Here is an 11,167-nt window from a genome sequence, read left to right on the forward strand (position 1 = left end):
GACCCTCGCGACCGCGGACGACGGCGGCGCGGTGAACCTGTGGCAGGCGGACCAACGGTCGGCGGCCCTACGCCACGTCGACCACGCGGCCCGACGCGCCGCCGCGGCCGCGACCCTGGGGCAGCCGCGGCTCGGTCAGCCCGAGGATCAGCCCAGGACGGTGCGGTAGACCTCGAGGGTCCGCTCGCCGATCGCACCCCAGGAGAAGTGGTCCTCGACTCGGCGGCGTGCCGCGACCCCCATGGTGCGAGCCCTCTCGGGGTCCTGGGCCAGGCTGGTGAGGGTCCGCGCGAGGTCGGCGACGAACCGCTCCGGGTCGACCGGGGTGCCCGTGCCGTCCTGCACCTGCTCGATGGGGACGAGCAGGCCGGTCGTGCCGTCGTCGACCACCTCGGGGATGCCCCCGGTCGCCGTGCCGACCACCGGCAGGCCGCAGGCCATGGCCTCCAGGTTCACGATGCCGAGCGGCTCGTAGACCGAGGGGCACGCGAAGACCGTGCCGGCCGAGAGCACCGCGACGAGGTCCGGGCGGGAGAGCATCTCGCCGATCCACACCACGCCGTCGCGCTGCGCGCGGAGGTCCGCGACGAGCCCGCTGACCTCGGCGGCGATCTCCGGGGTGTCAGGCGCGCCGGCGACCAGGACCAGCTGGACCTCGGGAGGCAGGGCCTCGGCCGCGCGCAGCAGGTACGGCAGACCCTTCTGCCGGGTGATGCGCCCCACGAAGACCACCGATGGGCGGTCGGGGTCGATGCCGTGGGACCGCACGACCTGGTCGGCGGCGGAGATCGCCTCGGGCCCCTCAGGACGGCGCCACCCGTCGAGGTCGATGCCGTTGTGCACCACGTGGACCTTCGCAGGGTCGATCTGCGGGTAGCAGCGCAGGATGTCCGCGCGCATACCGGCACTCACCGCGATCACGCCGGCGGCGCCCTCGTAGGCCGTCTTCTCGGCCCAGCCCGAGAGCGCGTAGCCACCACCCAGCTGCTCGGCCTTCCAGGGCCGCAGGGGCTCGAGGCTGTGCGCGCTGACCACGTGCGGCACCCCGTGCAGGAGCCCCGCGACGTGGCCGGCGAGGTTCGCGTACCAGGTGTGGGAGTGGACCAGGTCGGCACCCTCGACGTCGGCCGCCATGAGCAGGTCCACCCCGAGGGTCGCCAGCGCGGGGTTCTTGCCCTCGAGGCCGGCGGGAACGGCGTACCCGTCGACCCCCTCCTCCTCACGCGGCCCGTCGAAGCAGCGCACCCGCACGTCGACCAGCCCGCGCAGCACTGCGCTCAGCTCGGCCACGTGGACCCCGGCGCCGCCGTAGACGTGAGGCGGGTACTCCCTGGTCAGCAGATCTACTCGCACCAGCGACACGCTAGCGCCCCGCGGGCCTCCCGTCTGGCTCAGCGGGCCCCGCAGCCCTAGGGTCGACCCATGGGAGCCCCTCGAGTCCTGGCCATCGTCCTCGCCGGCGGCGAGGGGAAGCGGCTGATGCCGCTCACGCAGGACCGCGCCAAGCCCGCGGTGCCGTTCGGCGGCATGTACCGGCTGGTGGACTTCGCGCTGTCGAACCTCGTGAACTCCAAGTACCTGCAGATCGTGGTCCTCACGCAGTACAAGTCCCACAGCCTGGACCGTCACGTGGCCAAGACGTGGCGCATGTCCCCGCTGCTGGGCAACTACGTGGCCCCGGTCCCCGCCCAGCAGCGGGTGGGCAAGCACTGGTACCTCGGCAGCGCCGACGCGATCTTCCAGTGCCTCAACATCATCGCGGACGAGCGTCCCGACATCGTCGTCGTGGTCGGTGCGGACCACGTGTACCGGATGGACTTCGACCAGATGGTGGATGCGCACATCGCCTCCGGGGCCGAGTTCACGGTCGCGGGCATCCGCCAGCCCATCGAGATGTCTGACCAGTTCGGGGTGATCGAGACCTCCGCGGAGGACCCCGAGCGGATCACGGGCTTCAGCGAGAAGCCTGCCAACCCCGTGGGCCTGCCGGACTCCCCGCACGAGATCCTCGCCTCGATGGGCAACTACGTCGCGAACGCCGACGCCCTGGTCGAGGCGGTCTCCCGCGATGCCGACAACCCCACCTCCCGGCACGACATGGGTGGGGACATCGCCCCCTACTTCGCCGAGAAGGGCACCGCCGGCGTCTACGACTTCATCCGGAACGACGTGCCCGGGTCGACCGACCGCGACCGCCAGTACTGGCGCGACGTCGGGACCCTGGACTCCTACTACGACGCGCACCGTGACCTGATCTCGGTGATGCCGGTGTTCAACCTCTACAACACCGCCTGGCCGCTGTTCACGGGCTACTCGGGCCTGCCTCCCGCCAAGTTCGTCCACGCCGGACCGGGGCGTCTGGGTCACGCCTCGGACTCGCTGGTCTCCCCCGGGGTCATCGTCTCGGGGGCGACGGTCTCCGGGTCGGTCCTCTCCCCCGGGGTCTACCTGCACTCGTGGGCCTCGGTCAGCGACTCGGTCGTGCTCGACGGCGCGACCGTCGGCCGCCACGCCCAGGTCCACCACGCGATCCTGGACAAGAACGTCGTGGTCTCCGAGCGCGCCCGGGTGGGGATCGACGCCGAGCACGACCGCGCCCGCGGGTTCACGGTGACCGAGTCCGGGATCACGGTGGTGCCCAAGGGGACCGTCGTCGAGGACTGACCGACTACCCTTCCCGCGTGCCCACCACCCAGGACCGTCCTCGCCACGTCGTCGTGCTCGACGTGGACTCGACCGTCATCACCGGTGAGGTGATCGAGATGCTCGCGGCCCACGCGGGGTCACGGGCACAGGTCGCCGCGATCACCGAGCGCGCGATGCAGGGCGAGATCGACTTCGCCGAGTCCCTCCACGCCCGCGTGGCGACCCTCGCCGGGCTGCCCGTCGAGGTCCTCGCGGCCGTGCGCACCGAGATGGAGCTCACCCCCGGGGCGCGTCGGCTCATGGCCGAGCTGCACCGACGCGGCTGGCCGGTGGGGCTGGTCTCGGGCGGCTTCCGTGAGCTCGTCGAGCCCCTGGCCGAGGAGCTCGGCATCGGCTTCGTCCGAGCCAACGGGCTCGAGGTCCACGACGGGCACCTGACCGGTCGCGTCCACGGGCCCGTGGTGGACCGTGAGGCCAAGGCTGCGGCGCTGCGCGAGCTCGCCGCTGCCGAGGAGGTCCCGCTGGCCCGGACCATCGCGATCGGCGACGGGGCCAACGACCTCGCCATGCTCGCCCTGGCGGGCCTGGGCATCGCCTTCAACGCCAAGCCCGTGGTCTGCGCGCAGGCCGACGTCGCGGTTCTCGACCAGCCCCTGGACGCCGTGCTCGAGGAGATCGACCGCCGGCTGCCCTCGTGACCGGGAGGCTCTCGCCGAGCTGCAGGACTCAGTCGGCGGCCCGGATCACCTCGCGCAGCGTGGCCGTCCCCCGTCCGAGCCCGGCCCAGTCCTCGACCTCGAGGACCGCGAAGGTCGCCGTCGACAACCCGGTCCGCACCTGGGCGAGGTGGCCGGTGTCGGTGTCGGTGTCGCCCGTAGCGTCGGGCGTGCGAGCAAGCACCGCCGTGGTCGCGGACATGGTCGGCTCGTGGCCCACGACGAGCACCGTGCGCACCTCGGGGTCCACGCCGCGCACCAGCTCGAGCACGTCGTGCGTCCGAGCCTCGTAGAGCAGGTCCTCGACCTCGACGACCGGGGAGGCGTCCTCGCCGAGGGCCACGCGGAGCAGCTCCCACGTCTGGCGCGTACGCAGCGCCGAGGAGACGAGCACGTGCCCCGGCACCAGGCCGGACTCGAGCAGTCGGGCCCCGACCTGCGCGCACTGGCGCCGGCCGGTCAGCGACAGCGGACGGAGCTCGTCTGACGTACCGCCGGTCGCCTCAGCCTTGGCGTGCCGCAGCAGCACGAGGCGCCGGGGCGCCCCCTCGCCCGAGGCGGTCACAGCCCCATGGCGTGGAAGCCGCCGTCGACGTGCACGATCTCGCCGGTGGTCGCCGGGAACCAGTCCGACAGCAGCGCCGCGACCGCGCGGGCCGTGGGCTCGGGGTCGCGCACGTCCCAGCCGAGCGGAGCGCGCTCGGGCCAGCCGCTCTCCATGGCCTCGAAGCCCGGGATCGACTTGGCGGCGGTCGTGCGCACCGGACCGGCCGAGACCAGGTTGACCCGGATGCCTTCGGGGCCGAGGTCGCGGGCCAGGTAGCGCGCGGTCGACTCGAAGGCCGCCTTGGCGACGCCCATCCAGTCGTAGACCGGCCAGGCGTACCGCGCGTCGAAGGTCAGGCCGACCACTGCGGACCCGCGCACCATCAGCGGCTGGGCGGCCACGGTCAGGGCCTTGAGGGAGAAGGCCGAGACCTGCATCGCGGTCGCGACGTCGGGCCACTCCCCCGCGAGGAAGTTGCCGCCCATGACGGACTGGGGGGCGAAGCCGATCGAGTGGACGACCCCGTCGAGGTGGTCGGTGTGCTCACGGACGCGGTCGGCGAGGGCGTCGAGGTCCTCGCTCGAGGTCGCGTCGAGCTCGACGACGGGGGCCGGCTCAGGCAGACGCTTGGCGATGGCCTGGGTCAGCCGCAGCTGCCGACCGAAGGAGGTCAGGACGACCTCGGCCCCCTCGGACTGCGCGAGACGCGCCACGTGGAAGGCGATCGAGGAGTCCATGAGCACCCCGGTGACGAGGAGCTTCTTGCCGTCGAGCAGACCCATGGTGGTTCCCTTCGTGGAGCGTGTCGGTCGTGCTGGTCGAGAGGTCGGTGCCGAGGATGGTGGTGCGCCGCGCCGTCAGTGCCCCATGCCTAGGCCGCCGTCGACCGGGATCACGGCCCCGGAGATGTACGCGGCGTCGGGCGAGGCGAGGAACTGGACGACTCCGGCCACCTCGTCGGGCTGGGCGAAGCGCCCCGCGGGGATGGCCGCACGGTACGCCGTCTGGCGGTCCTCGGGCAGGGCCGCCGTCATCGCGGTGTCGATGAACCCCGGGGCGACCACGTTCGCGGTGATGCCGCGTCCCCCGAGCTCGCGGGTGATCGAGCGTGCCATGCCGACGAGCCCGGCCTTGGAGGCCGCGTAGTTGACCTGGCCCGCGCCGCCGTAGAGACCGATCACCGAGGAGATGAGGACGATGCGGCCGCGGCGCAGGCGGATCATGCCCTTCGAGGCCCGGCGCACGCACCGGAAGGTGCCCGTGAGGTTGACGTCGAGCACCTGCTCGAACTCCTCGTCGCTCATCCGCATGAGGAGCTGGTCCCGGGTGACCCCGGCGTTGGCGACGAGCACCTCGACCGGACCGTGCGCCGCCTCGACCTCGGTGAAGGCCGCGTCGACCGCGGCCGTGTCGGTGATGTCCCCGACGACGCCCAGCACTCCCTCGGGCAGGTCGCCGCTGCGGTAGATCGTCGCGACGCGGTCCCCCGCGGCCACGAAGCGCTCGGCGATCGCGCGGCCGATGCCGCGGTTGGCACCGGTCACGAGGACGCTGCGCGGGGTCGTGGTGCTCTCGGGCACGGAGGTCTCCTGAACTGGGTGGGCCGGGGACGGTCGGCCCCGACGTTAGCCGACCGCGGCCGGACGGCGCCCCCACGGCCCGGACTCCGGAGCGGGAAGGGATCGGGCCGTGCGCGTGTTTAGACTCGTGTGGTGAGGAACCGGGACGAGCGCGACGCTCCGCGGGACCGTCGGTCCGACGACGAGGTCCAGCGGATCACTGCCGCGCCCACGTCCCTCACCGACGACCTGACCCGTCGGTCGCAGCGGTACCTCGCACAGATGTCGATCCGTGTGGTGTGCTTCCTCGCCGCGGTGCTCATCGACCACTGGATCCGCTGGGTGCTGCTGGCTGCCGCGGTGGTCCTGCCCTACATCGCGGTGCTGCTGGCCAACGCCGGGCGTGAGCGCGGGACCGACCCCGGCAGCTACGTCCCGCCCCCCAGCCTGCCCGCCGCCCCGCCGCTGGCCGGCCTGGGCACCGAGGAGGGGCGTCGCGGGTGAGCGGGTTCCTCCAGCCCGAGGCCGGGCCGACCCCTGAGGAGATGCGCTGCAGCGCCCGGGGCTGCCGCAGCGGTGCGTCCTGGGGCCTGCGGTGGAACAACCCTCGTCTGCACACGAGCGACCGGCGCAAGGTGTGGCTGGCCTGTGACGACCACCGTTCCCACCTCGAGCAGTTCCTCTCCGCCCGGGACTTCCACCGCGACACCGTGCGCGTCGAGGACCTCGCCCCCAGCGATGGCTGAGCCGGCAGCCCCGACCCCCGCAGGGCCCGACCTGCGACGCACCGTGGCCGTCCTGGGCGTTGCCGTGCTGGTGGCAGCCATCTGCGTCGCCGCCGGACTGTGGCAGTGGAACCGGCACGCCGACCGGAGCGCCGCCGTCGAGATCGTCCGGAGCAACTACGAGGCCACCCCTCTCCCGGTCGCCGAGGTCCTCACCCAGGGTGAACCGCTGCCCGGGGACGCGGTGTGGCAGCCGGTGACCCTCGAGGGCACCTACGACGACGAGTCGACGGTCCTGCTGCGCAACCGCCCCGTGGGCGGCCAGCCCGGTTACCACGTGCTGACCCCTGTCGAGATCGCCTCGGGGCCGCTCGCCGGGGAGGTCCTCGTGGTGGACCGCGGCTGGGTGCCGACCGCTGCCGAGGGCACCGGACCCGCCCTCGAACCCGCGGCCCCCGCCGGGGTCGTCGAGATCACCGCTCGTCTGCGGGCCGACGAGGCCCCGGCCACCCGCGACGCCCCCGCGGGACAGGTCCACGCCATCTCCGTCGACCAGGTCCGGGAGGCCGGTGGCGGTCGGTGGACCGCCGACGCGACTCTCGGGGCCTACGGCTCCCTCATGACCGAGAACGGGGACCCGCCGATGGACCTGGGCGCCCTCGCCCGGCCCTCGACCGACCTGGGGTCGCACCTGTCGTACGCGTTCCAGTGGTGGGTCTTCGCCCTCGGAGCCCTGGGGGGCGGAGTCGTCCTGCTCCGCCGCGAGCGTGCGACCGAGATGGAGGACGACGGGGTCAGGCCCGCCGGAGAGCCTCCGGCAGGCCGTCCTGCCCGCCGACGCCGTCGCCCGACGGTGGACGACGAGGAGGAGGACGCGCTGCTGGACGCTCAGCAGGTCTGAGACGACCTCGGGGCGGAAGGTCAGGACTCGCGCAGACCTGCTCGGCGAGCTTCAGCCGCTGCACCCCGGGTCGCTCCCCCGCGGCTCCGCATCGAGACGCCGGCCTCGACCAGCACCCCGTGGACGAACCCGTAGGAGCGGCCGATGTCCTCGGCCATGGATCGGATGCTCTCACCGCGGCTGTACCGCTCGACCAGCCGCGCGGTGAGGTCCTGTCGACCCTCACCGGTGATCCGTGACCCCTTGGGGAGCTTCTGGTCCATGGTCGTCCTCCTGGCGCCGGTCCGGGACGTCGTCGGGACGGGCCCCGGCGACCGTCCTGGCCGGACCGGACGCGCAGGCCCGATCAGGACGAGCTATGCGAGCGAGATCAGCTCGGCATAGCTGTCGTTCCACAGATCTTCGTCCCCATCGGGCAATAGCACCACTCGTTCGGGTGCCAGGGCCTCGACGGCCCCCTCGTCGTGGGTCACCATGACGACCGCACCGGCGTAGCCGTGCAGGGCGCTCAGGATCTCCGCCCGGCTCGCGGGGTCGAGGTTGTTGGTCGGCTCGTCGAGCAGGAGCACGTTCGCCGCGGACACCACGAGGGCCGCCAGCGCGAGCCTGGTCTTCTCCCCACCCGACAGCACCCGCACGGGCTTGTCGGCGTCGTCCCCGGAGAACAGGAAGGAGCCCAGCACCGACCGCACCTGGGTGTCGGTCAGGTCGGGGGCCGCGTGCCGGAGGTTCTCGACGACGGTCCGGCTCGCGTCAAGGGTCTCGTGCTCCTGGGCGTAGTAGCCGATCTTGAGCCCGTGCCCGGGGACGACCTCACCGGTGTCGGGCTGCTCGACCCCCGCCAGCAGCCGCAGCAGCGTCGTCTTGCCCGCACCGTTGAAGCCGAGGATGACCACACGGCTGCCACGGTCGATCGCGAGGTCGACGTTGGTGAAGACCTCCTGAGAGCCGTAGGTCTTGCTCAGCCCCTCGGCCGTCAGCGGGGTCCGGCCGCACGGCGCCGGGTCCGGGAAGCGCAGCTTGGCGACCTTGTCGGCGACGCGCTCGTCCTCCAGGCCGGCCATCATCCGCTCGGCCCGTCGCATCATGTTCTGGGCTGCGACCGCCTTGGAAGCCTTGGCACGCATCTTGTCGGCCTGGGCGAGCAGCGCGCCCGCCTTCTTCTCGGTGTTGGCACGCTCACGCTTGCGGCGGCGCTGGTCGGTCTCGCGCTGGAGCAGGTAGGCGTCCCAGCCCAGGTTGTACTGGTCCAGCTCTGCCCGGGTCGCGTCGAGGTGGAAGACCTTGTTGACCACGGCGCGCATGAGGTCGGTGTCGTGGCTGATCACCAGGAAGCCGCCCGAGTAGTCGCGCAGGAACTCGCGCAGCCAGACGATCGAGTCGGCGTCGAGGTGGTTGGTCGGCTCGTCGAGCATGAGGGTGTCCGCCCCGGAGAACAGGATCCGGGCGAGCTCGACCCGTCGACGCTGTCCGCCTGAGAGGGTGCCGAGGGGCTGGCCGAGGATGCGCTCGTCGAGACCGAGGTTCGCCGCGATGCGCCCCGCCTCGCTCTCCGCCGCGTACCCGCCTGCCGCCGTGAACCGCTCCTCGAGCCGGCTGTACCGGTCCATCGCGGTGTCACGGGTGTGGTCGTCGGCGCTGGCCATCTCGCCCTCGGTGTCCCGCATCTGGCGCACGAGGACGTCGAGGCCTCGGGCCGAGAGGATCCGGTCCATGGCCTCGACCTCGAGGTCCCCGGTACGAGGGTCCTGCGGGAGGTACCCGACCTCACCGGTGTGCACCACCCGGCCGGCCGAGGGCTGCCCCTCGGCGGCGAGCACCTTGGTGAGGGTCGTCTTGCCCGCGCCGTTGCGGCCGACGAGCCCGATCCGGTCGCCGGCGGCGATCTGGAAGGAAGTCGTCGTCAGCAGCTCGCGGACGCCGACGCGCAGCTCGAGGTCATGAGCGGTCAGCACTGAGGAATCCTCCGACAGGCACCCGGCGCTCTTGTGTACGGGCACAAACGCCACCCATCCTACGACCGGCTAGCGTGACCACCGACCGCGACTGCTCCGAGCCGCCGCGCGGACGCCCCGAGGCGCCTCCGCGGCTCGGGGCGCCCGAGCCCATCCGTCCCCCACGACCAGGGAGCGTCCATGTCCGCCGTCCCCGACGAGGGCACCACGCCCGAGCCGGCCCGCCCCGTCGTCGCGGCGAGGTCCGCGACCACCGACCTCGCCCTGGTCTCGACCTTCGCGGCCTTCATCGCCGTGTGCGCGATCCTGCCCGCGATCGTCATGCCCGGCATGGCCGTGCCCATCACGCTGCAGACCTTCGGGGTGATGCTCGCGGGCCTCGTGCTGGGGCCCCGACGCGGTGCCCTCGCCGTCCTGCTCTACCTCGCGGTCGGGCTCGCCGGCCTGCCGATCTTCGCCGGGGGCACGGGAGGGCTCGCCGTCCTCGGCAAACCCTCCCTCGGCTACCTGCTCGCCTTCCCCCTCGCGGCCGCGCTGGCCGGCTACCTCATGACGCGCCTCAGCGCGGTGCGCCGGTCCCTGCTGCCGCTGGGCGCCTTCGCGGCGGCCACCCTCGCGAGCCTCCTGCTCGTGCACCCGCTCGGGATCAGCGTCATGGGAGCTCGGTTGGGCCTGTCCGCCACCGAGGCCATCACCGCCGGGGCGACCTTCCTGCCCGGCGACGTCATCAAGAACACCCTCGCGGCCGTGGTCGCGACCGCCGTCTTCCGCGCGTTCCCCGACCTCCTCCGCGCCCGGCGCTGACCGGGCTCGTGCCGTGATCGAGCTCGAGCAGGCCAGCGTCACCGCCTACGCCCCTGCACAGCCCGACGGCCTGGACCCGCGTGGGGGCGAGCAGGTGATCACCCTCCTGCACCCGACGACGTGCGCCCTCGCCGAACGCCGGATCGCCGTCATCGGCGCCAACGGCTCGGGCAAGTCCACCCTCGCCCGGCTGGTCAACGGCCTGGCCCTGCCGTCCTCAGGACGGGTGATGGTCGACGGGGTCGACACCGCGACCGACGGGGCGGCCGTGCGGCGGCGGGTCGGGTTCGTCTTCACCGACCCGGACGCCCAGCTCGTCATGCCCACCCCGATCGAGGACGTCGCGCTCTCGCTGCGCCGCCTGGGCCTCGACCGCGCCGACCGGACCGCACGGGCCCGGCGGGTCCTCGCGCGGTTCGGCCTGGCGGAACGCGCCGAGCTCCCCGTCTCAGCCCTCTCCGGCGGGCAGAAGCAGCTCCTCGCCCTCGCCGGCGTCCTGGCCACCGAGCCCGCCGTGCTGGTGTGCGACGAGCCCACGACCCTGCTGGACCTGCGCTGGCGCCGGGTGGTCGACGACCTCCTCGACGGGCTGCCGCAGCAGGTCCTGCTCGTGACCCACGACCTCGAGGCCGCAGCACGGGCCGACCGGGTCCTCGTCGTGGACCAGGCCCGGGTCGTCCACGACGGCGAGCCCGAGCAGGCCGTCGCGCTCTACCGCGACCTCATGGCCTCGGGGATGACCGCCGGATGAGGCGGCGCCGTCAGCCGGGACCTCGACGGCCGCCATGGAGCGGCCCCCTCGGGCTGTTCCACGCCGGGACCTCGTGGCTGCACCGGCTGGGCCCGGGACCCAAGACGGCCGGGCTCGGCGTGCTGGGGATCGCCGTGGTGGTCCTCGCGGGTCCCGCACCGACCCTCGCACTGGCCGCGCTCACCGTCGCGGCGGCCGTGAGCGCCCGTCTGCCCCTGCGCTCGACCGTGCGAGCCCTGCTGCCCGTGCTGGTGACGGCAGGGCTGGTCGGTGCCTACCAGGTGTGGCAGCGCGGGCTCGCGGTCGGCCTCGAGGTGGGCCTGGACCTGGTGACCCTCGTCCTCGCGGCCACCGTCGTCACGGCGACCACCCGCGCGGACGAGCTGCTCGACACGCTGGTCCGCGGGCTCGGTCCCCTCGAACGGATCGGCCTGCGCCCCGAGGTCCTGGCCCTGGCGGTCGGCCTCATGCTCCGCGCCGTCCGGGGCCTCGTGCAGACCGCCACCGAGGTCCGCGAGGCCGCCCTCGACCGCGGTCTCGAGCGCGACCCTCGGGCCGTCCTC

At 73.1% G+C, this 11,167-nt stretch carries 14 protein-coding genes; 8 read left to right on the forward strand and 6 right to left on the reverse strand.

Annotated features, from left to right (window positions below; genetic code table 11):
- Nucleotides 1-147: 147 nt before the first annotated feature.
- A complete protein-coding gene (gene glgA / locus L0B03_RS08170; RefSeq protein ID WP_250445320.1) occupies nucleotides 148-1,353 on the reverse strand; it encodes a glycogen synthase in 1,206 nt (401 codons plus the stop codon).
- A 69-nt stretch (nucleotides 1,354-1,422) separates the two neighbouring features.
- Between glgA and L0B03_RS08175 the strand changes: the two genes are divergently transcribed.
- Together L0B03_RS08175 and serB are read left to right on the forward strand one after the other, a co-directional pair.
- Nucleotides 1,423-2,664: a glucose-1-phosphate adenylyltransferase gene (locus L0B03_RS08175; protein WP_208053894.1), complete on the forward strand. Its 1,242-nt coding sequence runs from the start codon at nucleotides 1,423-1,425 to the stop codon at nucleotides 2,662-2,664.
- 17 nt (nucleotides 2,665-2,681) lie between these two features.
- Nucleotides 2,682-3,344 carry a phosphoserine phosphatase SerB gene (gene serB / locus L0B03_RS08180; protein ID WP_250445321.1) on the forward strand — a complete coding sequence of 221 codons (663 nt, stop codon included), beginning with the start codon at nucleotides 2,682-2,684 and terminating at the stop codon, nucleotides 3,342-3,344.
- A 28-nt stretch (nucleotides 3,345-3,372) separates the two neighbouring features.
- Here serB and L0B03_RS08185 read toward each other — a convergent pair whose 3' ends face one another.
- The 3 genes from L0B03_RS08185 to L0B03_RS08195 form a co-directional block, all read right to left on the reverse strand.
- Nucleotides 3,373-3,927, reverse strand: coding sequence for a histidine phosphatase family protein (locus L0B03_RS08185; protein WP_250445322.1), 555 nt, complete (start codon nucleotides 3,925-3,927; stop codon nucleotides 3,373-3,375).
- Entirely contained in the window at nucleotides 3,924-4,691 is a 768-nt protein-coding gene (fabI, locus tag L0B03_RS08190) for an enoyl-ACP reductase FabI (RefSeq protein WP_250445323.1), read from the reverse strand. The genes L0B03_RS08185 and fabI overlap by 4 nt, the downstream gene beginning before the upstream one ends.
- A 75-nt stretch (nucleotides 4,692-4,766) precedes the next feature.
- Nucleotides 4,767-5,489 (reverse strand): beta-ketoacyl-ACP reductase, encoded by a 723-nt coding sequence (locus L0B03_RS08195; protein ID WP_250445324.1) that lies wholly within the window; start codon nucleotides 5,487-5,489, stop codon nucleotides 4,767-4,769.
- A 132-nt stretch (nucleotides 5,490-5,621) separates the two neighbouring features.
- Between L0B03_RS08195 and L0B03_RS08200 the strand changes: the two genes are divergently transcribed.
- Genes L0B03_RS08200 through L0B03_RS08210 form a run of 3 tightly spaced genes read left to right on the forward strand, consistent with a single transcriptional unit; the run spans nucleotide 5,622 to nucleotide 7,094 of the window.
- A complete protein-coding gene (locus L0B03_RS08200) occupies nucleotides 5,622-5,972 on the forward strand; it encodes a DUF3099 domain-containing protein (protein ID WP_250445325.1) in 351 nt (116 codons plus the stop codon).
- A gap of 41 nt (nucleotides 5,973-6,013) precedes the next feature.
- Nucleotides 6,014-6,214 (forward strand): hypothetical protein, encoded by a 201-nt coding sequence (locus L0B03_RS08205; RefSeq protein WP_250445332.1) that lies wholly within the window; start codon nucleotides 6,014-6,016, stop codon nucleotides 6,212-6,214.
- Nucleotides 6,207-7,094, forward strand: coding sequence for an SURF1 family protein (locus L0B03_RS08210; RefSeq protein WP_250445326.1), 888 nt, complete (start codon nucleotides 6,207-6,209; stop codon nucleotides 7,092-7,094). The genes L0B03_RS08205 and L0B03_RS08210 overlap by 8 nt, the downstream gene beginning before the upstream one ends.
- Nucleotides 7,095-7,114: 20 nt before the next feature.
- Here the strand turns inward: L0B03_RS08210 and L0B03_RS08215 are convergent, their stop codons facing one another.
- Nucleotides 7,115-7,357, reverse strand: a complete 243-nt coding sequence (locus tag L0B03_RS08215; protein ID WP_250445327.1) for a helix-turn-helix domain-containing protein — start codon at nucleotides 7,355-7,357, stop codon at nucleotides 7,115-7,117.
- Between the two features lie 93 nt (nucleotides 7,358-7,450).
- Nucleotides 7,451-9,049: an ABC-F family ATP-binding cassette domain-containing protein gene (locus L0B03_RS08220; RefSeq protein WP_250445328.1), complete on the reverse strand. Its 1,599-nt coding sequence runs from the start codon at nucleotides 9,047-9,049 to the stop codon at nucleotides 7,451-7,453.
- Nucleotides 9,050-9,229: 180 nt separating this feature from the next.
- On the opposite strand from L0B03_RS08220, the gene L0B03_RS08225 reads away from it, so the two are divergent.
- From L0B03_RS08225 to L0B03_RS08235, 3 genes are all read left to right on the forward strand, one after another.
- On the forward strand, nucleotides 9,230-9,853 hold the full coding sequence (locus L0B03_RS08225; protein WP_250445329.1) for a biotin transporter BioY: 624 nt from the start codon (nucleotides 9,230-9,232) through the stop codon (nucleotides 9,851-9,853).
- A 13-nt stretch (nucleotides 9,854-9,866) separates the two neighbouring features.
- Nucleotides 9,867-10,604, forward strand: coding sequence for an ABC transporter ATP-binding protein (locus L0B03_RS08230; RefSeq protein WP_250445330.1), 738 nt, complete (start codon nucleotides 9,867-9,869; stop codon nucleotides 10,602-10,604).
- Nucleotides 10,601-11,167: CbiQ family ECF transporter T component (locus L0B03_RS08235; protein ID WP_250445331.1), on the forward strand; the 567-nt coding region annotated here is incomplete at its 3' end. The genes L0B03_RS08230 and L0B03_RS08235, both read left to right, overlap by 4 nt.

This window comes from Actinotalea sp. C106, assembly GCF_023630195.1.
In the GTDB taxonomy this organism is placed as follows: domain Bacteria; phylum Actinomycetota; class Actinomycetes; order Actinomycetales; family Cellulomonadaceae; genus Actinotalea.